The following is a 25,932-nucleotide window of genomic DNA, read 5'->3' on the forward strand; positions in this document are numbered from 1 at the left end:
CAGCGTTATTGTGTTTATGACTTCTAAACTAATCGCTGAAATAGAGCTGGGGGGCGATGAATCAAATTGCTTAAAAAAGCCTCTCAGTATGGCAGATTACGACCGAGATTACAAGGGTTTTCCCGACTTTAATTATCATGTAGCAATGGAATGGTTCACATTAAACCTCTTATCACCTACAAACGCTGGAATCATTGATTTCCCAACCTATTTGTTGGGCACACTCATCACGATTCTTTTTCCAGGGCCAAACTCGCTTTATGTTCTCACTATCACCACCTTAAAAGGGTGGCGCTATGGCGCGTGGGGTGCATTGGGAATATTCATTGGAGATTCGGTGTTGATGGGTGCAGTAGTGTTGGGCGCAGTATCTCTGCTGATTTCATCGCCAATCGCTTTTAATGTGGTGCGCCTTATGGGAGCAGCCTATTTAGGGTGGATAGGAATTGGCTTGGTGAGAAGCGGGTGGCAGCGCTGGAACTCTAAAGCTGATTCTGCAAACATCAATGTATTGCAGGTGCGCATCATGCTTCTGCATCCACTAGCTGCTGCACTCGTTTTATCGCTGACTAATCCCAAGGCAATTTTCTTTTTTATTGCATTTTTCTCGCAATTTATCAGACCAGATTTTGAGTACCCCTTACATACTTTTTTCTATCTAGCGATCGTTTTGCAGCTAATGAGTATGGCTTATCTCGGCACTCTTATATGTGTTGGCCAATATTGCCTCACCTACTTTCAGAGACACCAGCGTTTGGCTGCGGGTCTGTGGATAGTCGCTGGATTACTCTTTATTGGGTTTGCCCTGCGACTAGCGCTCGCTTAGTTCTTAGTTACTTCAGCCTTACTTCAGTCGCTTTAAAAGACGCTCAGTCCTTTTGGTGTAGGGAGGATGTGCTGGCTTAGTGCCTTTTAGTAGGTTTGTTCCCAAGAGGCCACGGACTTCCAGAATCGATTTTTGGTAGCTGAAGTTATCAAATCCTGCTTTGCCGTGATATCTGCCCATGCCGCTAGAGCCAACCCCACCAAATGGCAAAGACTCTAGAGTTGCATGCAGGAATACGTCATTGATGGTTACTCCGCCAGAGCGTGTTTGCTCAAGCACCTGTTTCAAATTCTTTTTATCTTTACCAAACCAATAAAGCGCCAATGGATGAGGTCTGTTATTGATGTATTCAATGGCAGCTGAAGAATTTGCCACAGTCACTATGGGCAATATTGGACCAAATAATTCCTCATGAAGTACGCGGGCTTCTTGAGGCACATCAATTAAGGCGACTGGCTCAAATCGTCTTGCGCCCGCCGAAGGATTATTCAGCAGTGGGATTACTTTTGCGCCACGGTCAATAGCGTCACTAACTAGATGTTGCCAGTACTGCAATTGCTCATCGTCGATTGGACCGGTAAGCTCCTTAGGGTCACTAAATTGCTTTTGGGCTGCAGCTTGAAGCTCTTGAATAAATGTATCTCGCTGTTCTTGCTCAATGAGGACGTAGTCTGGTGCAATACAAGTTTGACCGCTATTCAGAAGCTTGCCATAGGCTATTGAGCTAGCTACCTCTTTCAGCTTGGCAGATGAGTCAATGACAGCTGGTGATTTGCCACCAAGCTCCAAAGTAATAGGAGTCAGGTTCTCAGCTGCTGCGCGCATGACTTTTTTACCAATGGCCTCTGAGCCTGTGAAAAATAGATGCGCAAAAGGTAGGGCGGCAAATTGTTCAGCTACCTCAGCCCCTCCAGTGGAGACGCAAAATTCGCTCGGGTGAAAATATTCTTGAATGAGGCTTGCTAAAAAACCTGATGTGCGTGAACTGCGCTCAGATGGTTTTAGCCAAACACGGTTACCCGCAGCAAAAGCAGCGATTGCAGGAAGTAGAGCCAATCTCACTGGGTAATTCCAGGGACTTATGATGCCAACTACGCCAATTGATTGACTTTCAATCCAAGCTTCGGATGCGCCCAAATAAAAGGGGGTCTCTATTTGAGTTGGCTTCATCCATTCTTTGAGATGCTTGCGTGCGTACGCACAAGCTTGGTAAATCTTTTGAAATTCAACAAGACGAGTTTCAATGGAATCTCGGACACCAAAATCGGCAACCAGTGCTTTACAGATTTTCTCTTCATTGACCTCGATCATCTTGCTGATTCGTCCAATGCGCTCAAGCCTCACTTCTAAGGTGGGGTTTGGTTCGGCTGCGAAGGCCGCCTTGATTTCATCAAGCTGAATGGTGAAGCGATTCATGGTGTATTAATAGTTGGCAAGCATTGGAATAAGGCATTAGGATAAAGCCATGAATGAAATTACCGATAAAAACCTACCCACCTTAGAGCGTGCCACCCTTGGTGGCGGATGTTTTTGGTGTCTGGAAGCTGTTTACCAGCAAATTCAAGGCGTTAAAAGTGTCGTTTCTGGTTATGCCGGGGGCGCTAGACCCAATCCTTCTTATGAGTCTGTTTGCACCGGTGCTACGGGCCATGCGGAAATTGTGGATATCGAGTTTGACCCGAAAGTGGTTTCCTTCAGAGATCTATTGGAAATTTTCTTTGTTATCCATAATCCAACAACATTGAACTACCAGGGCAATGATCATGGCACCCAATATCGCTCAGTGATTTATACGCATAGTGATGAGCAGGCCAAGATTGCTAATGAAGTCGTACAAGAGCTTGAGGATTCCAAAATTTACGCTGATCCTGTAGTTACTCAAATCGAATCAGCGCCAACAATTTATCCGGCTGAGGACTATCACCAAAATTATTTTCAGCAGCACCCTCATCAGGGGTACTGCGCTGCTGTAGTAGCTCCGAAGTTGGCTAAATTTAGGGCCAAATTTAAATCGCTTATTGCCCCGCAATACGCTTAGTACTTCGTTTGATTACGGTGCGAGGCGAGTCACTTTCCAATTGCTGCCATCGAGCTTGTAATGGATGCGATCATGCAGACGGGAGGGGCGACCTTGCCAAAACTCCATCTCAGTTGGGCGTAGTCGATAACCACCCCAATGCTCAGGGCGTGGAGGCGCTTCTCCAAATTCAGACTTGAAACGTTTCTCAGCCTCTTCTAAAAACTCGCGATTCGGGATAGCAGCACTTTGCGGCGAGGCCCAAGCACCAATTCTGGAAGCAGGTGGGCGTGAGTGAAAGTATTCGTCGCTTTCAGTAGCGCTTACGCGCTCCACAAGGCCCTTGATTCGAACTTGACGCTCTAGTTCATGCCAGTGAAAAAGAAGGGCAGCCTGAGGGCGAACAGCGAGATCTTGGCCTTTTTGACTCTCGTAATTGGTAAAAAAGGTGAAACCGTTTTGGTCTGCGCCTTTTAGTAAGACAATACGGGCTGATGGATTGCCTGCTTTATCAGCTGTTGCCAAAGTCATGGAATTGGGTTCAGGACACTCTGCTTTCACTGCTTGATCAAACCACAGTTGAAACAAGGGCAACGGATGATGAGGAACCTCGGTTTCTGAAAGCTGACCAAAGGTGTAGTTTTTGCGAAGTTGAGCAATGGAGTCCATTTTTTCAGTATAAAGAGAAGCTATGGCGGAAGACAAGATAGAAGGCAGTATTGAAGATCGGCGTTTTGGCGGGGTTTCAAGACTCTACGGCCCAGAATTGCGTGCGCGTTTTCAAAGCGCCACCGTAGTTGTTGCTGGTTTAGGGGGTGTTGGTTCCTGGGCAGCTGAAGCTTTAGCTCGAACTGGCATTGGCCATTTGGTATTGGTTGATTTTGATCACATCTCTGAGAGCAATACGAATCGCCAAATTCATGCAATCGATGGTCAATATGGCATGGCTAAAGTGCAGGCGATGACCCAACGCATTTTGCAAATCAATCCTGAAATTCTACTCACTACACATGATGAGTTTCTTGATTCGGATAACTTAGATCGCATTATTCCTCAGGATGCATTTGTTTTGGATGCCACGGATTCTGCGCAAACCAAAATTGCTCTTGCAGTATGGGCCGCAAAACATCAACGTGCTTTAGTGATGTGTGGAGCAGCAGGTGGAAAATCTGATCCGACATCCGTGCGCTGCGATGATTTATCACGCACTGAGCAAGATGCGTTGCTGGCTAAGGTGCGCCAAGGACTAAGGCAGGATCATGGGTTTTCTAGGAACCTCAAAAAGAAAATCGGCATTCGCGCTATTTATTCCCATGAGCCTAGAGCAGGTGCATCTACAGGAGGTCTTGCCTGTTCGGGTTATGGCTCCACCGTGATGGTTACTGCGGCATGCGGATTGGCGGCAGCAGCTGAAATATTAAATCTGATTGGTTTGGGTCTCAATCCCGCATCTTTTGAGGCTACCCTCTAAAAGAGCGCCTTATTTCTTAAGGGGAATCCCTGTAGGAAATTACTGATTCTTCTGCGGTCAAAAATTATTTCTTCACAATGCACGTCTTGATTTAAAAGACTTTTCTTTTTAGAGCTACTTATTTTTATTTACTTAGTTACTTTAGGTATTTTTAAGCCCTAGTGCATTCCTGCAGTCCTCCCTAGACTTTGCTTCGTTGGTAAACCGCCAACGACAAATTGAAAGGAGGTCTCTTTTGCAGACTGAACAATCTGGCTTAAAACGTCATCTCAAAGTAAGGCACATTCGATTAATGGCCTTAGGTTCAACAATCGGCGTGGGCCTATTTCTGGGTTCGGCATCAGCAATTCAAATTGCAGGTCCATCGATTCTTCTGGGTTATCTACTTGCTGGCATCGTCGCATTTATCGTGCTGCGCACTCTCGGTGAAATGGCTGTGCATGAGCCTGTAGCAGGTTCATTTGCTGCCTACGCTAATACTTATGTTGGCCCCTTGGCTGGATATATGGTGGGTTGGGGTTATTGGACATATTGGATCGTAGTGGGAATTGCTGAGGTCACTGCCGTTGGCATTTACATGGGCATTTGGTTTCCTGAAACACCGCAATGGATTTGGGCGCTTTCTTCCATCGCGATGATGGGTTTAATCAACTTGATTGCTGTAAAAGTATTTGGCGAGTTTGAGTTTTGGTTTGCCTTGATTAAGGTAGTAGCAATTGTCGCCATGATCGCCCTCGGAGGGTCAGTCATTCTTTTTGGTTTTACTAATGATTGGCAACCTATAGGCTTGAGTAATCTTTGGCAGTATGGCGGTTTCTTTCCAAATGGGATTACTGGAATGTTGCTCTCGTTACAAATGGTCTTGTTTGCATACGTCGGTATTGAAATGATCGGGCTATCTGCTGGAGAGGCGGAGAATCCAGAAAAAACCATTCCGATGGCAATCGATTCTCTCGCATGGCGCATTTTGATTTTCTACATGGGCGCAATTTTGGTTATCTTGGCTATCTTCCCCTGGAATGAAGTGGGTCAGCAAGGAAGTCCTTTTGTAGTGATGTTTGAGCGCATTGGTTTGCGTGAAGCTGCAGGCTTGATTAACTTTGTGGTGATTACTGCGGCTCTCTCATCCTGTAATGCAGGCATCTTTAGCGGCGGACGAATTCTCTATTCCTTATCGTCTAATGGTTATGCGCCGGCACCTTTTGGCAAATTATCTAAGTATGGCGTCCCACATCGCGCTGTGATGTTGACCGTGGCTGTTTGTATGTCTGGTGTTGTCCTTAATTACTTTGTGCCAGATAAGGCATTTCAGTACACCATGGCAGCAGTGACTTTTGTGGGCCTGATGGTCTGGATTGCCATCCTCTTTACGCAGATGAAATTTCGACGCTCATTAACCAAGGATCAAGTAGCTCAGTTGAGTTATCGCACTCCTTGGTGGCCTTATTCCTCGTGGTTTGCTTTGGCATTTATTGTTTTTGTAGTGGTGCTGATGGGCTTTCATGAGGATGCACGGGTAGCTTTAATTCTGGGCCCGTGTCTTTTAGGGGTGTATCTAGCGATGTTTTATATCGTTGGGTTACATCGCAAAAAAAACCGTCGTGAGTTTAAATAATTGGAGAACAGTATGATTATTGGAGTTCCACAAGAAGTAAAAAATAACGAGTTCCGGGTAGGTTTAACTCCTGGCAATGTCAGTGGTCTATGTAAACAAGGCCATACGGTCTTAGTGCAAAGAGGCGCAGGCGAGCAAATTGGCTTAAGTGATGAATCATATCGAATGGCTGGTGCTTCGCTAATCAATAGTTCTGCTGAGGTCTTTCAAAAAGCAGAGATGATTGTGAAGGTAAAGGAGCCACAGCCGCAGGAGTGTGCAATGTTGCGTGAAGATCAAATTCTCTTTACGTATTTACATCTAGCACCTGATCCAAAACAAACCCAAGCCTTGATTCGTTCCGGGGCTACCTGCATTGCCTATGAGACTGTTACTGCAATGAATGGCGCATTACCCTTATTGGCACCAATGAGTGAAGTAGCAGGGCGTATGTCGATTCAGGCTGCCGCCTCTCATCTTGAAAAAACCAATGGTGGACTGGGTGTCTTAATGGCTGGAGTACCGGGGGTATCGCCTGCCAAGATTGTCATTCTGGGGGCAGGAGTGGTCGGTCGTAATGCTCTGCAGATGGCAGTCGGTATGGGAGCGGATGTGTGCATCTTTGATCGAGATATTGAACGATTGCGGCAAATTGATATGTTCTACGGCAATCGGGTGCGCACTTTTTATTCCGATAATTTGTTGATTGAGCAGGAGGTATGTGAGGCTGATGTGGTGATCGGAGCTGTATTGTTACCCGGTGGAGCCGCTCCTAAATTGGTGACACGAGAGATGGTAAAGAAAATGAAATCTGGCGCTGTGATTGTCGATGTTGCGATTGATCAAGGCGGCTGTTTTGAAACTTCCAAACCTACCACGCATGCGGACCCCACATTTTTAGTAGACGGGGTTTTGCATTACTGTGTTGCCAATATGCCTGGCGCTGTTGCACGAACCTCAACCTTTGCTTTGACTAATGCCACATTCCCATTTGTTGAGGCTTTAGCGAATCGAGGGGTGATGAAAGCCTTGTCAATCGACCATCACCTGCGAAATGGCTTAAACGTGCATAAAGGCGTTTTGACTTCCAAGCCAGTAGCACAAGCTCAGGGCCTGGAGTTTTCGATAGCAGAGGAGCTATTGGTGGCATAGTGCTTTGAATCCATTGGGTTAGTCGTTTTAATAGGTGAGGGGAATTACACTACGGAGATACCGTATAAATTTGCCGTACTTACCAAAGACCTAGCTACCCATGGATTTTTCTGCCTTAACCCTCTCCGCTGGAGTAGTTGCTTTAGCGGAGATGGGTGATAAAACCCAACTTCTGTCACTCATGTTGGCTGCGCGCTATCCAAAGCAGGCGTTGGCCATTATCTGCGGCATTTTTATTGCCACCATTGCTAATCATGCATGTGCTGCGCTACTTGGACATTGGCTGACTACCTTGGTATCGCCTGATGCAATGCGTTGGATATTAGGCGGAAGCTTTCTGGGTATTGGTCTATGGCTACTGGTACCAGACCACATTGATGATGCTGCCGATTCAAAGGTAGCTGATCAGGCGCTCCAGGTATTTTTTCTGACGGTAGTGTTGTTTTTCTTGGCGGAGATGGGAGATAAAACCCAAATCGCTACTATTGCCTTGGGTGCAAAATACTCGGATGTATTCTCCGTAACTGTTGGCACCACATTGGGGATGATGTTAGCTAATGCCCCAGCAGTCTGGGTCGGTCAAAAATTTACCAAGCGGATGCCCATTAAATGGGTGCATGCAGTGGCTGCTGTTACCTTTATTGCGATTGGTATAGCTACCCTAACGTGGAGCTGATTTCAGCCTAAAGCAGGAGATGGGCCTAAGACTTAAAATAGACCCATGAAAACTGATCTGCCACAGAGCTTTCGTCGGCTCGAATATCGTCCCCCTGTATATACCTTTGACCAAGTAGAACTGGATATTGCTCTAGATCCGGCGCGAACGATAGTTAAAAGTCGTATCGATGTATTGCCAGGCAAAGGCTTTGTCGCTGGTGCGCCATTGGTATTGGTAGGTCAAGATTTAGAGTTTGTGAGTTTGCGAATCAATGGTGATGCACATCGCCATTTTGAACTCACTCCTGAAACCCTCTCGATCCATTCCTTACCAAATGAAGGTAAAGACCCATTCATCTTGGAAATTATTTCTATTTGTGTTCCTGAGAAAAATACTACCTTAATGGGTTTGTATGTTTCTAATGGAAACTTTTTTACGCAATGTGAGGCAGAAGGATTCAGAAAGATTACCTACTTTTTAGATCGTCCAGATGTCATGGCGCGTTATCGCGTGACTCTTCAGGCGCGAGAAGCGCAGTGCCCAGTTCTTCTATCGAATGGTAATTTGTTGAAAACAGAAAAGCTGCCGAACGGTTGGCATAGCGCTACTTGGGAAGACCCATTTCCAAAGCCTTCTTACTTATTCGCATTAGTCGCCGGTAAATTAGAGTGTATAGAAGAAACCATTACCACTAGTAGCGGCGCTAAGAAGCTACTGCAAATTTGGGTTGAGCCTCATGACTTGAAGAAAACTCGTCATGCGATGGATTCTTTAATTGCTTCGATTCACTGGGATGAGAAGCGCTTTGGTTTGGAGTTGGATTTAGAGCGTTTCATGATTGTGGCCGTGAGTGATTTCAATATGGGTGCAATGGAGAACAAGGGATTAAATGTTTTTAATACCAAGTTTGTTCTTGCTCAACCTGAGACTGCAACTGATGCTGATTTTGCCAATATTGAAAGTGTCGTTGCCCATGAATACTTCCATAACTGGACGGGTAATCGAGTCACTTGCCAAGACTGGTTTCAACTATCCCTCAAAGAAGGGTTAACCGTATTTAGGGACCAAGAGTTTTCTGCTGATCAAATGGGCAGCGAGTCTGGACGGGCGGTTAAGCGCATCGAAGATGTTAGATTGCTGCGTCAAATGCAATTTCCTGAGGATGCGGGTCCAATGGCCCATCCGATCCGCCCGGATGAATATCAAGAAATTAATAACTTTTATACCGTAACGGTTTATGAAAAGGGTTCCGAGGTTGTTCGTATGTATCAAACCCTCCTGGGGCGGGAAGGTTTCCGCAAGGGTATGGACCTATATTTCAAACGCCACGATGGTCAAGCGGTAACCTGCGATGACTTTCTTGCAGCAATGGCCGATGCCAATCATCGAGACCTTACTCAATTTAAAAATTGGTATAGCCAAGCTGGCACCCCGCGTGTGAAGGTGCAAGAGCATTACGACGCTACTAAAAAACAATATCAACTCACATTAAGCCAATCCTGTGCTCCAAGCCCAGGCCAGCCTGATAAAAAACCTTTTCATATTCCATTGAAGATACGTTTGATTACTTCTGGCAATGAGCAAGTTGAGAAATTGCTTGAATTAACAGAGCCTGAGCAGTCTTGGACCTTTGATAATATTTCTGAACGGCCAGTGCTTTCGATTAACCGTGATTTTTCTGCCCCCATTCAGCTCGAATTTGACCAGAGTGAAGCAGATCTATTGACCTTGTTCTCGGGCGATGATGATCCTTTTAGCCGCTGGGAAGCGGGTCAAAAGTTGGCCATGCAAATGATATTGGGTAACCGCTTGCCCGATGCAAAACTCATTGAGGCATATCGCACTCTCTTGATGGATCCCCAGTTAGATCCTGCCTTTAAAGAGTTGGCATTAACCTTGCCGGCAGAAACCTATTTGTATGAGCAATGTAAAAGCGTAGACCCACAACAAATCTTTACTGCTCGCCGCGCTTTTCGTAAGGAGATCGCTAAGCAATTGCAGTTGGAGTGGGCTGCCCTGTATCAGCAAAACCAAACACCAGGACCGTTTAAGCCAGATGCAGTCAGTGCCGGAAAGCGTGCACTGAAAAATCTCGCCTTGAGCATGCTTTTGGAGGCGGATCCTAAAACTTGGGCGCCAATGGCAGTGAACCAGTATCAAACTGCTGACAATATGACAGATCGCTATGCAGCTTTGTCAGCACTCGTGATTCATGGTGCAAAAGAAGCAAACGAATGTCTTGCAGACTTCTTTAATCGCTTTGCGAATGATGCTTTGGTAATCGATAAATGGTTTGCATTGCAATCTAGTCGGCCACCAGTAGAGGGCTTGGAATTGACTTTAAGTGATGTAAAGCATTTACGCGAACATCCAGCCTTTAAGTTAAATAATCCAAATCGTGCCCGTAGTGTTATTCATGCTTTCTGCGCCAATAATCCAGCGAGCTTTCATCAGCCCGACGGCAGTGGTTATGCGTTTTGGGTGGAGAGCGTATTAGCCTTAGATGCGATCAACCCGCAGGTAGCCGCTCGTCTTGCCAGAGCTTTGGATCGCTGGCGTTTATTTGCTGAGCCCTACCAAAGCAAGATGAAAGCCGCTCTAGAGCAGGTTGCAGCTTGTCAAACCTTGTCTCCCGACGTCAGAGAGGTGATTGGCAAGGCTTTGGGTAATTGAGATTCCAGGGTTTTGGGATAACAGGGCAAAATAGAGGCTTATTTTTAATCGATATTGAGTAAATTCAACGGAGTAATCGTTTTGTCTTCTAGTACCCATACCAATTTCAAGCAATATTTGGCTGCAGTTAAACCTCAGGGTGAAGCTGCACCTGCAGGCCTTCAAGAGCTCCTGATTGCTGTGACGCAAACTTGCTCCACCTTGAGTCATGAAGTGGCGCAAGGCGCCTTAATCGGTTTATTAGGATCTGCTGGTACCGGTAATGTTCAAGGTGAAGTTCAGCAGAAGCTAGACATCATTGCTAATGATTTATTAATCGAGGGTGTGCAGGGATGTAAATCGCTTGCTGGACTGGCCTCTGAAGAGATGGAGCTACCAGTTCCAGTGCAAGGTACCGGTGACTATCTCTTGTTATTTGATCCATTGGATGGTTCATCTAATATTGATGTCAATGTTTCCATTGGCACGATTTTTTCTATCCTAAAAAAACAAGATCCTCAAGCACCATTGCAGACAGCAGACTTTTTATTGTCAGGACGTCACCAAGTGGCTGCAGGCTATGTGGTCTACGGCCCACAAACCACGATGGCATTGACATTGGGTGATGGCGTTGTGATGTTCACTCTAAATAAAGTGACTGGTGAGTTCTTATTAATTAAAGATGCTGTCACTATTGCGCATTCCACTAAAGAGTTCGCGATCAATATGTCAAACATGCGTCATTGGGCTGATCCAGTAAAACGGTATGTAGAGGAATGTTTAGCTGGAGTGGGTGGCGCACGTGAAAAAGATTTCAATATGCGTTGGATTGCTTCCATGGTGGCAGATGTGCATCGCGTGCTTTCTCGCGGCGGTGTCTTTATGTATCCATGGGATCAACGTGAGCCGCATAAACCCGGAAAGCTGCGCTTGATGTATGAAGCCAATCCTATGAGCTTCTTAGTGGAGCAGGCTGGAGGCGCTTCAACTAATGGCACACAATTGATTATGGATTTACAGCCAACGGACTTGCATGAGCGCGTTTCTGTCATGCTCGGCTCCAAAGAAGAGATTGATCGTCTACAGCACTATCACTCATCATTGGCATAGTCTTCAAAGCAAAAACCCCAATCACTGATTGGGGTTTTTCTTTAACGGGAAGTATTTTTGTCTAGGCTGGAAACGAAACGCTAAAAACTTACGGCCTTACTTTTTCTTTGAGATAAGCTAAAGACTCTTCCACCTGGTCAATCAAAATCAAGCAGATATCACCTGCAGAGATATCGTTCAAGGCTGTATCAATGGCTAGGAATTCACCATGAATTTCTTTGACTTGCTTGGCTTTCGTTGCGCCCACTAAACCTTCTTGTAAAAGTTTAAGCACTTCACCATCTTCGCGACCACGCTGGCAAGCATCTTGATACAAGATGATGTTGTCAAAAGAGTTGCCCAGAATGCGGGTGAGATCGCGGATATCTTCATCGCGACGATCGCCTGCGCCACTAATGACTACGTGGCTTTGTTTGGGTTTCATTGCGGTGATCGCGCTAGCCAAGGCGCGCATTGCATCTGGGTTATGCCCATAGTCGGCGATGACCGTAGCACCATTGTGCTGAAATTGATTGAAGCGACCGGGAACCGAGTTCGCGGTACTTTCAAAGCTATTGAGGCCACGAGCAATTTTTTCTGCATCCAAGCCTAACGCCCAAGCCGCACCGATGGCAGCCATTGCATTTTCTACTTGAAAGCCTAGAACACCATTTTGTGTCAAAGGGATTTCACTAACAGGGAAGCGATACATTACGCGCGAGCCCTTGGAAGCCACAATATAAGTACCATCGTTATAGATTACTTTTTTATTCTTTGCGCGGTGTGCGGTAATGACGGGATGGTGCTGATTTTGAGCAAAGAAAATAACACGACCAGAACATTTGTCACCCATCTTGGCAACCATGGGATCAGCGGCATTAAGCACTGCTGCACCAGTTGGTGCTACGTTTTGCACAATCACGCGCTTTAAGATGGCTAAATCTTCAACGCTGGTAATGTAGTTCAAACCAAGATGATCGCCTTCGCCAATATTGGTGACCACTGCGACTTCGCAACGATCAAAGCCTAAGCCTTCGCGTAATAGTCCACCACGGGCAGTTTCTAAAACCGCTGCATCCACGTCTGGGTGCATCAGTACATTGCGAGCACTCTTGGGACCACTGCAATCACCGGTATCAATCGCGCGATGGTTGATATAGACCCCATCAGTACCAGTCATGCCTACACGTAGACCGGTTTCGGTTAATAGATGTGAGATTAGGCGGACGGTTGTCGTTTTGCCATTTGTTCCAGTAACAGCCACTACCGGAATACGTCCATCTTCACCAGGCGGGAACATCATATTAATGATGTCTTCACCCACTGGGCGGCTTTTGCCGTAAGAAGGCTTTAAATGCATGCGCAAACCCGGTGCCGCATTCACTTCGACAATGCCACCACCTTGTTGCTCAAGCGGCTTATAGATTGCCTCACACAGAATGTCTACCCCAGCAATATCAAGGCCAATCATTTGGGCTGCAGCAACAGCGCTAGCAGCAACATCTGGGTGCACATCATCAGTCACGTCTGTAGCAGTTCCACCGGTACTCAAGTTAGCATTGTTACGAAGTAGAACGCGCTCACCAGTCTTGGGCACATATTGAGGGGAAAGGTCATTGCTTGCCAGGTGGGCAAGAGCAATATCGTCAAAACGGATTTTAGTGAGGGCAGTTGCATGGCCATCGCCACGCAAAGGATTTTGATTTTCTTTTTCTACGAGCTCGGCAATAGTATGTTTGCCATTACCAACGACTTGTGCTGGCTCTCGACGAGCTGCAGCGGATAAACGATTGCCAACAACCAGTAGGCGATAGTCTGCGCCTGGTAAATAACGCTCAACAATAGTTTCTCGGCCAAAGCCTTGAGTAACTTCAAAGCCGGCGCGTACTTCTTCTTCGGTTTGAATATTAGCAACGACACCTTTGCCTTGATTGCCATCTTTTGGCTTTAGAACAATAGGGCCACCAATTTTCTGGGCAGCGCGCCATGCATCATCAGCATTGGTCACCACTTCACCAATAGGTACAGAAACACCAGCTGCGGCTAATAAATTTTTGGTTAGTTCTTTATCTTGCGCAATTGCTTCAGCAATCGCACTCGTGTTACTCGTTTCTGCTGCTTGAATACGTTTTTGTTTGCTACCCCAACCAAATTGCACCATGCTGCCTTCAGTCATACGGCGATAGGGGATATTGCGTTGAAGCGCGGCATCCACAATAGAGCCAGTGCTAGGGCCAAGACGTACATCTTCGTAGAGCGCTTCAAGCTCTGATAGCGCAGCATCTAAATCGAACGGTGCATCATTTAAGGTGGCTTGAATTAAGGCAAAGCCAAAGTCAAAAGCCATGCGACCAACGACTTCTTCGATGTATTCAACAACTACTTGATATACGCCTTCATCTACCGTTTGAACGGTACGACTAAAGGTAACAGGGCAGCCCGCTTGAGCTTGTAAGCCCAGCGCTGCATGTTCTAGCGCATGTGCCAGAGAGAGTGGCTCAGTAAGGCCACCGCGACGCATGCTACCTAATTGTGGAAAGCGTTCACGGATTTTGATTTCAAACTCAGGAATGGAATCAATCGATCGCTCGGAGGCATCACAAGAAACAATTGCTTCCAAAGCGGTATGGCGACTCCATAAATTGGGGCCGCGCAACATACGAATACGGGTAATTTCCAATTAAGCCCCTGTAGCAGTGGTAGTGTCTGGCACGAATGTTTCCGCACCAGCTTCAATTACATTAAATGGTATATCTAGAGCCCATGCCGCCGCAATCGCAGCACCTAAATTCATCGACTTCCACGGGGAAGCGTTATTGGACTCAGAGTGCTTTGGAACTGGAATAGACTTCTGATCTAATTTGCCAGATTTAAGGGTAATTTGTTGTTTGCCAACCAATACCGCCCGGCCATTATTTTGCAAATGTTTCTGAATGACTTCAGAGTCAGCATTTTCACTGAAGTAAATCACTTCGCCATCGCACAATTCAGCCATCTGAATACACATTGGGTCATCTGCATTGAGAACGCCGATGCCAGTAGGTAAGACCACATCAATTTGAGTCCTCACTACGCTAAAGACCTGATCTTCATCATAGATGGCGTATTGAGGAAAGTTGGCCTTTGGATCGACATTGAGAACAACGCCTACCTGGCAGCGATCGTATGCCAAGCCTTCAATCAGCATAGACAGATGATTGTTTTCAATTACAACGGCTTCAACTGCGCGATTCAGAAGGGTGCGGCGAGCATTTTCCCAATTGGATGCATTGGTATTGGGAATCGCGCGGTTGCCGAAAAATAAACCCTTGCTGCAAGAAAGACCAACATAGACGTTAGTAAGGCGCAAAAAGTGGGCAATCATCTCAGCTACGGGTGTTTTGCCGCTCTCACCGCACACACCCACTACAGGTACGCGGAAATCTACTCCTGGAGGGAAAAGATGATTCGCAATTTCTTTGCCAACAGGCTGAGGTTTTCCGCTGGCAGGCTTCAAATGCATTAACAAGCCTGGGCCAGCATTCACTTCTACGATAGCTGCATTTTGTTCGGCGAGAGGCCGACTGATATCTTGAGCAACTAAGTCAACTCCTGCAATCTCTAATCCAACTACGCGAGCGGCTAATGCTACTTGACTCGCTACATCAGGGTGGATGAGATCAGTTACATCAAATGCCACATTGCCATTGCTTTGAATAAGTACTTTTTGATCAAGAGTGGGGATGCTTTCGCCTGTCAATTGTTGGCGCGCCAACTCTAGTTCGACGGCAGAATCAATTCGGACTGGATTAAGAGGGTGTTCTTCAGCAGTGCCGCGACGGGGATCGGAATTAATTTGAAGTCGGATCAGTTCTTGAACGCTATGTTTGCCATCGCCAGTAACCCAAACAGTTTCGCCTTTAGCGGCTGCTACCACTTTATTACCAACTACCAGTAGACGATGTTCATCTCCAACAATATGACGCTCGACAAGAACCTCACTACCCTCATCGATGGCAACAGCATAAGCTGCTTCAATTTCTTGCTGAGTGTAGAGATTAATAAATACCCCACGACCATGATTACCATCAATTGGTTTAACCACTACAGGCAGTCCGATATCTTGAGCTGCTTCCCACGCATCATCGGGGCTAGTAACTGTTCTGCCTTCAGGAATAGGCACGCCAGCACTAGCCAGTAAGCTTTTGGTGAGATCTTTATCTCTAGAAATAGTTTCAGCAATGGCGCTAGTCTGATCGGTTTCAGCAGTCCAAATACGACGCTGCTTTGCGCCATAACCCAGCTGAACTAAATTGCCTTCAGATAAACGAATTGAGGGAATGCCACGCTCTTCGGCTGCATTGACGATGCAAGCAGTGCTAGGCCCTAGTAGCAAGTCATCGCCGATCTCGCGAAGATTTTCAGTAATAGTTTGAACCAATGCTACGCAATCTTGATTGTCTTGTGCTAAAGCAAGATAAAGATCGCGTGCGTATTTCAGTGCGGTGAGAGTAACTTCTTCGTTGATGGCGCTTACCATCACCTTGTAAACACCTCTGCGATCCCCGTCACGAGCTTTGCCAAAACCACCGGGGATGCCAGCAAGATTTTGTAGCTCTAATGTGATGTGCTCCAAGATGTGAGCGGGCCAGGTGCCTTCTTCAACGCGCTTGAGGAATCCGCCAGTTTCGCCATAGCTGCAACGATGTTCTATTAAGCTGGGAAGCGATTTGACTAAGCGGTCATAAAAACCGGGAATGAGATTTGAGGGGTAATCTTCAAGATCTCCAATATCGATCCAAACCTCAATAATGGGATGGTAAGTCCACATATTGGGACCACGGAGATGCTTGACGCTTAGGATCTCAATGGATTTGTCTAGTAATTGGGGCATGTATGGTGTTGCGATGGTCAGCGCCAGTTTTTGGGGTTGGCGTATCAGACGGTCTCTCTAGTTCTAGTTTTAGTCAAAATCCACAAAAATTGCAAAAATACATAAAAAGGCTTCGTTAGCTAATTTAACGGTTTTCTTGCCCCTTAAGTTGACATGATTAATAAATCTAAAAAATCTGGCTCAACTATACTTTTAAGCTAAATGAAGCCAGAAATCCTACCTTTTGCCCCTGCGATGCCAAGTCATTGGCTGATGATTCTTGAGGCCCCACCATCCCCCATGCGGAGCCAAGAGGCAGTACTGGCATGGGTTGAACTCGATTTAGATGCAGAGTTGCGCTTTGAAAAAAGCCTACTTTGGCTAACAGAGCAGGGTCTATTTTGGACTGACGGCACTCGTTTTGAGTCATGGCCATTAGGGTCTGGCGAGCATTTGGTTCACGGGGACCATGCCGGAGTAGGTCGATTGAGTCTCGAAACTGAGCAAAATCTACAAAGAATTTGGTATTTCACTTTGGCGGTAAACCCCCAAGTCTTGCGTTTGCAATCAAGCTTTAGACAGCTGACACGCGGTGATCAAGAGGCACATGGCGAGGCAAGTGAGTATGACAAGCAAGTGTGCCCTGTTTGCTTAAGTCCTAAGCCAGCCAATTCGGATATCTGCCCAACTTGTGATCCAGAAGATGACAAGCCAGCATCCACCTGGACCTTGTTTAAGCTTTGGCGTTTTGCTAAGCCTTATCAACACCAGCTCTTACTTGGTTTTATTTTGACCTTGCTGTCCACAGGCGCGACATTAATTCCGCCTTATTTAACAATGCCTTTAATGGATCATGTTTTGATTCCTTATGAGCGTGGCAACCCGATAGATTTTCATTTAGCCACTAAATATCTGTTAGCTTTATTTGGCGCCTCTATCGTCGCCTGGGGATTAGGTTGGTGGAAAACGTATTTGCTTGCATTAGTGAGCGAACGGATCGGCGCTGATTTACGTAATACGACTTTTGAACACTTACTCAAACTCTCACTCGAGTATTTTGGTGGTAAGCGAACTGGTGACTTAATTGCCCGTATTGGTGCCGAGACCGATCGCATCTGTGTCTTTCTATCCCTTTACGCATTGGACTTCATAACCGATGTGCTGATGATCACGATGACGGCTGCGATCTTAGTATCGATTGATCCATTGCTTGCATTAGTGACCTTAGCACCGTTGCCTTTCATTGTGTGGATGATTCATGCAGTGCGTGATCGATTGCGTTTTGGATTTGAGAAGATTGATCGCATCTGGTCTGAAGTAACGAATATTTTGGCCGATACCATTCCTGGCATTCGTGTTGTTAAGGCCTTTGCTCAAGAAGACCGTGAGCTCAAACGTTTTGTAGATTCCAATAAGCACAATCTACTCATTAATGATCGCGTGAATCGAGTTTGGGGATTATTTTCTCCAACAGTCACGCTCTTAACCGAGACAGGCTTATTGGTTGTTTGGGGATTTGGTATTTGGCAAGTAGCCCATCGAAGAATCTCCGTTGGTGTTTTGATAGCCTTCCTGGCTTACATCGGCCGCTTTTATGTGCGCCTAGATTCGATGAGTCGTATTGTTTCGCACACTCAAAAAGCCGCTGCTGGTGCTAAGCGTATTTTCGATATCTTGGATCACGTATCGAGCGTTCCTGAGCCAATGAATCCTGCACCTCTAGGACCAGTAAAAGGTGGTATCTCCTTGCGTGGCGTCGGTTTCCGCTATGGCAATCGTGCAGTTTCCAAGGGGATTGATTTGGATATTGCCCCAGGTGAAATGATCGGGTTAGTAGGGCATAGCGGTTCAGGTAAGAGCACCTTGGTGAATTTAATCTGCCGTTTTTATGATGTGAGCTCAGGATCCATTGCTTTAGATGGGCGCGATATTCGTAGCATTGGTATTGCTGATTACCGCAAATGTATTGGTCTGGTATTGCAAGAGCCCTTCTTATTCTTTGGCACCATTGCAGAAAATATTGCCTACGGCAAACCGGATGCGACACGAGAAGAAATTATTGAAGCAGCGCGCGCAGCACATGCGCATGATTTTATTTTGCGACTTCCTTTGGGTTATGACTCTTTGGTTGGTGAGCGTGGCCAATCCTTATCTGGCGGTGAGCGTCAACGTATCTCTATTGCACGCGCGCTCTTAATTAATCCAGCCATTCTCATTCTGGATGAGGCAACCTCATCGGTTGACACCACTACTGAGAAAGAAATTCAGCGTGCTTTGGATAACTTGGTTAAAGGCCGCACAACCATTGCGATTGCGCACCGTCTCTCCACACTCAGAAAGGCTGACCGCCTCGTGGTGTTGGACAAAGGGGAGATTGTCGAAATTGGCTCTCATGACCAGTTAATGGAGGCCCAAGGTGCTTATTACGTCTTGTACCAAGCCCAGTTGCGTCATGCAGCTGAATTAGTTGAGGGTGGTGCGATTGGCGAGAGTTTGGAGGAGCGCCAAGAAGAGCGTTTAGAAGAAGCGGCCAAGGATATTGGAGGAGGCGTATGAGTTCGAATCACACTCAATTACTTGAGCGCGATGCTTTAGGTCGTCTCGTATATATAGATGCCAACGGACATCACCATGTAGGCGTTCATCCGGTGAGAGCGTTTCCTATTACAGCGCATGATGCTGGTATTGGCATCATGGATCAATCTGGTAAAGAGCTTCATTGGTATCCTGACCTTGCTAGCATTCCTGTAGCAGAGTTGGCTATGATTGAAGAAGACTTGGCTGCTCGAGAATTTATGCCGGTAATTGAAAAAATTACCAAGGTGTCTACATTTGCTACGCCAAGTATTTGGGATATCGAAACAGATCGTGGGTCAACTCGTATTCGCTTAAAAGGCGAAGAAGACATTCGACGCATCGCAGGCAATACTTTGTTGATTGCTGATTCCAATGGTTTGCAGTTTTTAATCAAAGACTCTACGCAGCTCGATAAAGTCAGCAAAAAAATCCTCGATCGCTTTCGCTAATCTTTCTTTAGCCTAGCCGCTTTAGCTCAGTTGGTAGAGCAGTTCATTCGTAATGAAAAGGTCGCCAGTTCGATTCCGGCAAGCGGCACCACCTTTACGAGCAAATACTTGACTAAATTGCTTGACTTTTGGGAAATAAAGGAATACAGTGTTACTTCTGGTTGGAACTCGTTCTAACCAAGGGGTTGGCACTAGAACCAATAGGCGCAAAGTCACGGATGTGGCAGCCCCTCAAAGAAATAAGTTGTTAACCGCCCGGTGCTTCGGGTGAGATCGGGAGACAGTCCCTCCAGCGGAATACTGGAAAAACAGGCAGAGCTGCAAGAGATTAGCGCAGGCAGTACAAGCCCCAAACGCCCAAACTCATTTTTTAATCGTTCAAAACCAATGGTTTTTTGTTGATTCTTTTTCATAATACGAAATTGATTATTGCTATGCAATAACATTAGGGTTAAACTCTAGGTACTAACCCTTAAGGAGATTCAAATGACTGTTCTATTGAATATGTTCAACCAGCTTTTTTCTGAAAGCAAACCAGCTGCTCAGCAGCAATCCCGTCACTATGATTTTGATGGCGCATATCGCGGTATGTAATTCAAAAAAGTAGTTATCTAGAAAAGCCACCTTCTTTTTAGGTGGCTTTTTTATTCATCATGACTGATAAAAAGGAGTGTGAATAACTTGCAATTCAATCTCTTGGCTTAGGGGTAATCACTAGTGCGCAAATGAAATTATCTTGATGATCATCAAGATAATTAAAGGGTTGATGTCTGAGAATTACTGAGCCCCTAAAGAAGGTGCGTAATCTAAAAAAAGAAATAATCAGGAGAGCATAAATCGTGAGTAAGCCATGGCATAACCGTTGGGCGCAGTTAGTATTCGGAATTATTTGCATGGGATTGGTTGCCAATCTTCAATATGCATGGACTTTGTTTGTTAACCCCATTCAGATTAAAACTGGCTGGGCTTTATCTGCAATCCAACTCTCTTTCTCAATCTTTATCGTAGTAGAAACTTGGCTGGTTCCAGTTGAAGGTTGGATGGTTGATAAATTTGGACCTCGCATTGTTATTCTGATCGGCTCTGTATTTGCTGCAGCTGGTTGGGTGATGGATAGTTATGCAACTTCACTCGAAATGCTTTATGCAGCAGCTGTTGTTGCTGGTATTGGTGCTGGTTGCGTTTACGGCACTTGCGTTGGTAATGCGCTGAAATGGTTTCCGGATAAGCGTGGTCTCGCTGCTGGTTTAACTGCAGCAGGCTTTGGAGCTGGTGCAGCGATTACGGTAATTCCAATTGGCAATATGATTCTGGCAGATGGCTATGAGCATGCCTTTCTATTCTTTGGTCTTGCACAAGGCGCACTGATTTTCTTGTTGGCTTTATTGATGACAAAACCAACGCCTCCTAAGGGCGTGCAGGCAGCTCCTCGTATCGTTACCACTAAGGTGGACTATACCTCTGGTCAAATGATTAAAAAACCTTTATTTTGGCTAATCTATGTCATTTTTGTTGTTGTAGCCGCTGGGGGTTTGATGGTGACGGCGCAAATTGGACCGATTGCTAAGGATTGGGGTCTTGCGAAATTGCCGATGATCTTATTTGGCACTACCTTGCCGCTGCTCACAATGACTTTATCAATTGATAACCTATGCAATGGTTTCACTCGCCCACTATGTGGATTTATTTCAGATCGCTTTGGTCGTGAAAACACTATGTTCTTCGTCTTCTTTGGCGAGGGCTTATCGATGCTAGGGTTGATGCATTTTGGACATGATCCATATGCATTTATGACTTTTGCTGCATTGATCTTCTTGTTTTGGGGTGAAATTTTCTCGATCTTCCCAGCGATCTGTGCGGATACATTTGGTGTAAAAAATGCAGCTGGTAATGCCGGTACTTTATACACAGCAAAAGGAACCGCTTCTCTATTGGTGCCTTTGGCATCTGTTCTTTCATCAACTGGTGATTGGAATACGGTTTTTGTAGCGGGTGCAATTGTTACAATTACCGCGGCGTTTGCAGCTAAGTTCATTTTGGCGCCAGCTCGCAAGCGCTTTATTGAAGAAGCCAACAAGAATGCCGGTCATTAAAACAGCAACGTCATTCTGACAAAAGGGGTCTTCGGACTCCTTTTTTATTGCCTGCACCAATTAAGCAGACTGACTCATGATCGAGGAAGGAAAAGTCATATAAAATCTCCCCATCATGAATTTCCATAAAAACCGCCTCATTCACTGGATCGCAGCTCTAGCTATAGCGATGAGTGCTTTGGCTCCTGCGGTTTCTCAAGCAGTTTCGTTTGCTAAGCATGGCCAAGGGTTTGCGATGGAAATTTGCTCTGTTGATGGCAGCAAGATGCAGATTGATGTTCAGGGCGACGATCAAGACGTTGCCCATCAAATGCAACCTTGTCCATATTGCGTTACTCATAGCTTGATCACGCCAGCATTTAATACCAATCTCACATTTGAAGCGCCAACATCTTTTGCGTTGCTTCCAAAGCTTTTCTATCAATCACCCAGGCCTCTCACTGTTTGGTTTACACCTCCTTCAGCTGCACCTCCCGCACAAGCCTAATTATTTTTTAGGGCATAGCCTAGCTATGTAGTTGGCAACAAACAGTGTTGCTGCAATAGAGTGGGGAAATTAAAATGTTGTTCAAGCAAAAGAGAATCAGCCTTTGCATCGGCATACTTTTTGGGTCGGCCTTCATCAGCGCTGGAGTGCGTGCGCAAATAGCACCACCACCTGATTATGGGCAGAGAATTGGTGATGTTGTTGTGAGCGCGAGTCGTTCTGGAACTGAATTAAAGGATATGACACAGAATACCTCGATTATTACTAATGAGGATATTCAAAATTCTCCGAGCATGACGATTGATCAGGTATTAAAAAATCAATCGAGCGTTTTTTTGAATGATCAACCCTATTATGAAAAAGATCCAACGGGCCAAAGTTTAAATGTACGTGGATTGGGTAACGCGCGTACTTTGGCTTTAATCGATGGGTTGCCGGCGAATGACGCCATGTACGGGACTATACAGTGGAACTTGGTACCCCTTTCTGCCATTGAAGATGTTGAGCTTATTCGTGGAGGTGTCTCCAATTTATACGGTAACTATGGAATGGGTGGCTTGGTAAATATCACTACTAAGCCAATTACAGATAACAAGGGTGAAATTTCCGCAAGTTATGGTTCCTATAACACTAGTACTGTTGCAGCCTCAAAAGAAGTTGCTATTAATGAAGTGCTGAAATTGCGCGTATCTGCCGATTACTTTAATACAGATGGTTACGTCAATCAGCCAACCATCTCTCCTGCAACGACCTATCCCAAGAAGAATGCTTACGGCCAGTCAGCTCCTCTTTTGCCAGGTATGGGACCAGAAAGCGCCAATAGTGCTAACTATCGTTTGCAGGGTGCGTTGAAGTTGAGCTCAGATACTGACGTTTTTTTTAACGTCGGTTCTCACAATATGCAGAACCTGCCAACTGGCGGTTATAACTTCGCGACCAAAACGACCAATGAGACAACCTTTTCAGCTGGGGCAACAACACGTTTAAGCGCAGTGCAAAAGGTTCAAGTAAATGCATTCTATGAAAACACAACATTGTGGCAACAAAATGTAAGTAATAGCGGCACAAGCGCTCCTTACATTAGCGCGAACTATAACGACCCTTATTCAACAACTGGTGCGTCTGCTCAATACACCCATGACTTAAAAGACCAGGCAATACAACAGTTTGTTGTGAGCGTTGATGGCAGGCAGGTAGCTGCGCAAAACTTAACTAATTCCTTTAGTTCTGCCGCTGGTTATACCAATGGAGTAGTGACTTCATCTGACTATGCAAAGGGCCAGCAAGAGTTTTATGGAGTAATGGCGCAAATGAAAGCAAAAACAGATGTGATCCCATTGCAAGCAACGCTTTCACTTAGGGAAGATCAGTGGCAAAGCCAAACCCCAACCTATTGGATCGCTGGTGCAAATGGAAAGCCAAGCTATACCAATGTACCAAACCAAACTGTGAATAAGTTCAGCCCAAATTTAGGATTACTTTTGCAGGCCACTAAAGAATTGGATTTTAGAGGCGCCGCGTATCAAGGATTTCATGCCCCTGGCTTGAATAACACTCTTCGTACTTATGGCAACTCTACAAGTGTGAGCCTTGCAAATCCTTTGCTTACTCCAGAGAATATGACAGGCTATGAACTCGGTACTGACTACCGTTGGAACGCAGGTTTTGTGCAGATAACAGGTTTTAGTGCTCAGGTTAAAAACGCAGTCTATGCCCCTAATGTTTCACAAGCACAAGCTTATTCTGCCGGTTGTCCTTTATCAGTCTGTACTGGAGCGAATGGTCAAACCTATACTTTGTACGGTAATAATCAAAATCTTCAGAGCCAAGGCTTGGAAGTTCAAGCACACCATGACATAAATGCTCAATGGCTTGTAGATGGAACTTATACCCATACCAATACAGTACTTACATGGATAGGATCGGGTGTTAGTTCAACGCTAAATCCGATTGGCTCCCAGGTGGGTGGAGTCCCGCAAAATATGGGCTATGCAGGTCTCACATATATGCCGGTTCCTTATGCTAATTTGACTGCCAACATTCGTTATATTGGAAATTCTTGGTTAGATGGGGCACATACTTTACCGGTTCCTTCCTATGCGGTAGTTGGTTTAAAGGCAAATCTTCAACTCACTCCTCAAGCTTCTTTATTTGCCTCTATTGTGAATATGTTTAATCGCACCTATATTACTTACGGGACAGGCACTAGCCAAGGCAGTTATATTGCTGGGCAGCCTCAATCGATTACCGTTGGCGCGCGTATCATCTTCTAATGTCTAAAAACTTGTTCCCTAAATTGCCATCTAAAGCCCTTTTACTAGGGGCTTTAGGGTGCGTTGTCTCTGCGCTTTCATGGGCGCAGATGGACCATTCCTCGCATGCTGGCATGATGATGCCCGCCAAACCAACGGCATGCACTAGCACCAGTCTGGATTGTGCTAATGGTGCTACACCTTTTTTAACTACTGATGGCAGGTTGTTGTTAGCTTGGACTGCAGGAGGCTCTGTATCAGTGGCGCAGTCAGATGATATGGGCAAGAGCTTTGGCCCAGCAGTCATCATTGGTGAGCATGGTAAATCTTTGGATACAGGCGCGGATTCGCGACCACAAATTGTGGCCGACGATCGTGGAAACGTTTTTCTCGCTTATGCCTTTTTCAAAGACTCTAACTGGAATGCGCAAATCAATGTCGCTCAATCATCGGATTGGGGCCATACATTTTCAACTCCTAGATCATTGGTTAATGATGGGTCTAGTCAGCGATTTCCGTCGGTTATTAAGCGTCCTGACGGCTCTATTTTTATTGCCTGGATCGATAAACGCTTGGTTGCTCAGGCTAAGAAAAGTGGCCACTCTGTTCTAGGTGGATCTATTGCTTATGCATTTTCAAATGATGGTGGTGACACCTTTTCGCCAGAGAGGATTGCCAATGAGAGCAGCTGCGAATGTTGCCGTATCGGCGCCGCTAATGATCCGCAGGGTGGTGTGGCAATTATTTATAGGGCAATCTTCCCAGGCGGTGTACGGGATCATGCCTCTCAAATTATTTCTCAGACAGCCATGGGCAAGGTACAACGGGTATCCCACGATGAGTGGAAGACTGATGCCTGCCCACACCATGGACCTACGATTGCAGTTTCAGGGTCTGGAAAAATGCACGTAGCTTGGTTTACCCAAGGCAAAGCCCGCTCTGGCGTGTTTTATGCTAACTCCAATAATCAAGGCGCTACATACTCTAAGCCGATCCGGATTGGCAAGGAGGGTAGCAATGTTTCCCGCCCTTACTTGTTAGCCTTGGGATCATCAATCTGGCTGGTCTGGAAAGAGTTTGACGGCATCAACACCACCATCTATTTACAGCAATCTTCTAATGATGGAAAAACTTGGTCTACACCAAAGCAGTTAAGCCAGACAAATGGCTATTCAGATCATCCTTTATTAATTAATAAAGGTGATTTGGTATTTTTATCTTGGCTGACTCGGGCAGACGGATATCAACTCATTCCCTTAAACTCCAACCCATGAAAAAATTTCTTATCGTTTTCACATGCTTATTTGTAATGATGCAATCGGTCATGGCAGGCGGCGAAACAGTAAAGCCCTATCAGAAGGGTGACTGGAAGACTTTAATGAAGCCTTATGCTGGACAGACTGTCATCATTCATTTTTGGGGCGTTACCTGTGCACCGTGTGCCAAAGAAATGCCTTTATGGGGTAAGTTTCTTGCACAAAATAAAAATGCGAATATCGTTTTTATTCAGGTTGATGATGTTTCATCTGAGAGTGTAATAAAGATGCTCAATATAGCGAACATCAGTTCTTCAGCCTCTTATACTTTAGCAACACCTTTTGATGACTCTCTTCGTTATGAGATTGATCCTAAATGGCGTGGAGAAACCCCATTTACCTTATTGATTGATAGAAACGGTAAAGTAATACGTAAAACAGGCAGCCTCGATTTTGATAAGTTGAAGCAGTGGTATTCGCAGGCTGGATAATTTTTTTGATAATGAA

19 protein-coding genes and 1 tRNA gene are annotated in these 25,932 nt (G+C 45.6%); 16 read left to right on the forward strand and 4 right to left on the reverse strand.

The features are described 5' to 3' along the window. Positions 1-16 precede the first annotated feature (16 nt). A complete protein-coding gene (gene leuE, locus PNUC_RS03440; RefSeq protein WP_161485571.1) occupies positions 17-826 on the forward strand; it encodes a leucine efflux protein LeuE in 810 nt (269 codons plus the stop codon). 18 nt (positions 827-844) lie between these two features. On the opposite strand, the gene PNUC_RS03445 is transcribed toward leuE, so the two are convergent. After that, positions 845-2,242 carry a coniferyl aldehyde dehydrogenase gene (locus tag PNUC_RS03445; RefSeq protein ID WP_011902504.1) on the reverse strand — a complete coding sequence of 466 codons (1,398 nt, stop codon included), beginning with the start codon at positions 2,240-2,242 and terminating at the stop codon, positions 845-847. Positions 2,243-2,291: 49 nt separating this feature from the next. Between PNUC_RS03445 and msrA the strand changes: the two genes are divergently transcribed. Next, the gene (gene msrA, locus PNUC_RS03450) at positions 2,292-2,864 is read left to right on the forward strand and encodes a peptide-methionine (S)-S-oxide reductase MsrA (protein WP_011902505.1); all 573 of its coding nucleotides are present in this window, start codon (positions 2,292-2,294) and stop codon (positions 2,862-2,864) included. Between the two features lie 12 nt (positions 2,865-2,876). Here msrA and pdxH read toward each other — a convergent pair whose 3' ends face one another. Continuing rightward, the gene (gene pdxH, locus PNUC_RS03455) at positions 2,877-3,512 is read right to left on the reverse strand and encodes a pyridoxamine 5'-phosphate oxidase (protein WP_011902506.1); all 636 of its coding nucleotides are present in this window, start codon (positions 3,510-3,512) and stop codon (positions 2,877-2,879) included. Between the two features lie 22 nt (positions 3,513-3,534). Between pdxH and PNUC_RS03460 the strand changes: the two genes are divergently transcribed. From PNUC_RS03460 to PNUC_RS03485, 6 genes are all read left to right on the forward strand, one after another. Further along, the gene (locus PNUC_RS03460) at positions 3,535-4,314 is read left to right on the forward strand and encodes a tRNA threonylcarbamoyladenosine dehydratase (RefSeq protein ID WP_011902507.1); all 780 of its coding nucleotides are present in this window, start codon (positions 3,535-3,537) and stop codon (positions 4,312-4,314) included. Between the two features lie 235 nt (positions 4,315-4,549). Then, positions 4,550-5,929, forward strand: coding sequence for an amino acid permease (locus PNUC_RS03465; protein ID WP_011902508.1), 1,380 nt, complete (start codon positions 4,550-4,552; stop codon positions 5,927-5,929). Between the two features lie 12 nt (positions 5,930-5,941). Continuing rightward, positions 5,942-7,060, forward strand: coding sequence for an alanine dehydrogenase (ald, locus tag PNUC_RS03470; RefSeq protein ID WP_011902509.1), 1,119 nt, complete (start codon positions 5,942-5,944; stop codon positions 7,058-7,060). Between the two features lie 100 nt (positions 7,061-7,160). Further along, entirely contained in the window at positions 7,161-7,736 is a 576-nt protein-coding gene (locus tag PNUC_RS03475) for a TMEM165/GDT1 family protein (protein WP_011902510.1), read from the forward strand. 45 nt (positions 7,737-7,781) lie between these two features. Continuing rightward, positions 7,782-10,391: an aminopeptidase N gene (gene pepN, locus PNUC_RS03480; protein ID WP_011902511.1), complete on the forward strand. Its 2,610-nt coding sequence runs from the start codon at positions 7,782-7,784 to the stop codon at positions 10,389-10,391. Between the two features lie 81 nt (positions 10,392-10,472). Continuing rightward, positions 10,473-11,480 carry a class 1 fructose-bisphosphatase gene (locus PNUC_RS03485; protein WP_011902512.1) on the forward strand — a complete coding sequence of 336 codons (1,008 nt, stop codon included), beginning with the start codon at positions 10,473-10,475 and terminating at the stop codon, positions 11,478-11,480. 88 nt (positions 11,481-11,568) lie between these two features. Here PNUC_RS03485 and cphA read toward each other — a convergent pair whose 3' ends face one another. Both cphA and PNUC_RS03495 read right to left on the reverse strand, forming a co-directional pair. Beyond that, positions 11,569-14,139, reverse strand: a complete 2,571-nt coding sequence (cphA, locus tag PNUC_RS03490; protein ID WP_011902513.1) for a cyanophycin synthetase — start codon at positions 14,137-14,139, stop codon at positions 11,569-11,571. Then, positions 14,140-16,332, reverse strand: a complete 2,193-nt coding sequence (locus PNUC_RS03495; protein WP_011902514.1) for a cyanophycin synthetase — start codon at positions 16,330-16,332, stop codon at positions 14,140-14,142. A gap of 201 nt (positions 16,333-16,533) precedes the next feature. Between PNUC_RS03495 and PNUC_RS03500 the strand changes: the two genes are divergently transcribed. From PNUC_RS03500 to PNUC_RS03540, 8 genes are all read left to right on the forward strand, one after another. Then, positions 16,534-18,867 carry a cyanophycin metabolism-associated ABC transporter gene (locus PNUC_RS03500; RefSeq protein ID WP_011902515.1) on the forward strand — a complete coding sequence of 778 codons (2,334 nt, stop codon included), beginning with the start codon at positions 16,534-16,536 and terminating at the stop codon, positions 18,865-18,867. Continuing rightward, complete coding sequence (locus PNUC_RS03505; protein ID WP_011902516.1) at positions 18,864-19,337, forward strand: cyanophycin metabolism-associated DUF1854 family protein; 474 nt, start codon at positions 18,864-18,866, stop codon at positions 19,335-19,337. Before PNUC_RS03500 ends, PNUC_RS03505 begins: the two co-directional genes overlap by 4 nt. 15 nt (positions 19,338-19,352) lie before the next feature. Further along, positions 19,353-19,428 (forward strand) — tRNA-Thr (locus PNUC_RS03510). 748 nt (positions 19,429-20,176) lie between these two features. After that, on the forward strand, positions 20,177-21,430 hold the full coding sequence (gene oxlT, locus PNUC_RS03520; RefSeq protein ID WP_011902517.1) for an oxalate/formate MFS antiporter: 1,254 nt from the start codon (positions 20,177-20,179) through the stop codon (positions 21,428-21,430). A gap of 115 nt (positions 21,431-21,545) precedes the next feature. Further along, positions 21,546-21,917, forward strand: a complete 372-nt coding sequence (locus PNUC_RS03525) for a DUF2946 domain-containing protein (protein WP_048812074.1) — start codon at positions 21,546-21,548, stop codon at positions 21,915-21,917. A gap of 74 nt (positions 21,918-21,991) precedes the next feature. After that, positions 21,992-24,190 (forward strand): TonB-dependent receptor, encoded by a 2,199-nt coding sequence (locus PNUC_RS03530; RefSeq protein ID WP_011902519.1) that lies wholly within the window; start codon positions 21,992-21,994, stop codon positions 24,188-24,190. Beyond that, positions 24,190-25,443, forward strand: coding sequence for a sialidase family protein (locus PNUC_RS03535; protein WP_011902520.1), 1,254 nt, complete (start codon positions 24,190-24,192; stop codon positions 25,441-25,443). Before PNUC_RS03530 ends, PNUC_RS03535 begins: the two co-directional genes overlap by 1 nt. Continuing rightward, complete coding sequence (locus tag PNUC_RS03540; protein WP_011902521.1) at positions 25,440-25,916, forward strand: TlpA family protein disulfide reductase; 477 nt, start codon at positions 25,440-25,442, stop codon at positions 25,914-25,916. The genes PNUC_RS03535 and PNUC_RS03540 overlap by 4 nt, the downstream gene beginning before the upstream one ends. Positions 25,917-25,932 lie beyond the last annotated feature (16 nt).

The sequence above is a fragment of the Polynucleobacter asymbioticus QLW-P1DMWA-1 genome (assembly GCF_000016345.1).
Classification (GTDB): Bacteria; Pseudomonadota; Gammaproteobacteria; order Burkholderiales; family Burkholderiaceae; genus Polynucleobacter; species Polynucleobacter asymbioticus.

Coding starts and splice junctions, on each gene's coding strand:
- PNUC_RS03445 (WP_011902504.1), bottom strand. CDS start 2,242: ATGAATCGCTTCACCATTCAGCTTGATGAAATCAAGGCGGCCTTCGCA.
- pdxH (WP_011902506.1), bottom strand. CDS start 3,512: ATGGACTCCATTGCTCAACTTCGCAAAAACTACACCTTTGGTCAGCTT.
- PNUC_RS03460 (WP_011902507.1), top strand. CDS start 3,535: ATGGCGGAAGACAAGATAGAAGGCAGTATTGAAGATCGGCGTTTTGGC.
- pepN (WP_011902511.1), top strand. CDS start 7,782: ATGAAAACTGATCTGCCACAGAGCTTTCGTCGGCTCGAATATCGTCCC.
- msrA (WP_011902505.1), top strand. CDS start 2,292: ATGAATGAAATTACCGATAAAAACCTACCCACCTTAGAGCGTGCCACC.
- PNUC_RS03475 (WP_011902510.1), top strand. CDS start 7,161: ATGGATTTTTCTGCCTTAACCCTCTCCGCTGGAGTAGTTGCTTTAGCG.
- PNUC_RS03530 (WP_011902519.1), top strand. CDS start 21,992: ATGTTGTTCAAGCAAAAGAGAATCAGCCTTTGCATCGGCATACTTTTT.
- PNUC_RS03525 (WP_048812074.1), top strand. CDS start 21,546: ATGAATTTCCATAAAAACCGCCTCATTCACTGGATCGCAGCTCTAGCT.
- PNUC_RS03535 (WP_011902520.1), top strand. CDS start 24,190: ATGTCTAAAAACTTGTTCCCTAAATTGCCATCTAAAGCCCTTTTACTA.
- PNUC_RS03500 (WP_011902515.1), top strand. CDS start 16,534: ATGAAGCCAGAAATCCTACCTTTTGCCCCTGCGATGCCAAGTCATTGG.
- PNUC_RS03505 (WP_011902516.1), top strand. CDS start 18,864: ATGAGTTCGAATCACACTCAATTACTTGAGCGCGATGCTTTAGGTCGT.
- ald (WP_011902509.1), top strand. CDS start 5,942: ATGATTATTGGAGTTCCACAAGAAGTAAAAAATAACGAGTTCCGGGTA.
- leuE (WP_161485571.1), top strand. CDS start 17: ATGACTTCTAAACTAATCGCTGAAATAGAGCTGGGGGGCGATGAATCA.
- PNUC_RS03540 (WP_011902521.1), top strand. CDS start 25,440: ATGAAAAAATTTCTTATCGTTTTCACATGCTTATTTGTAATGATGCAA.
- PNUC_RS03495 (WP_011902514.1), bottom strand. CDS start 16,332: ATGCCCCAATTACTAGACAAATCCATTGAGATCCTAAGCGTCAAGCAT.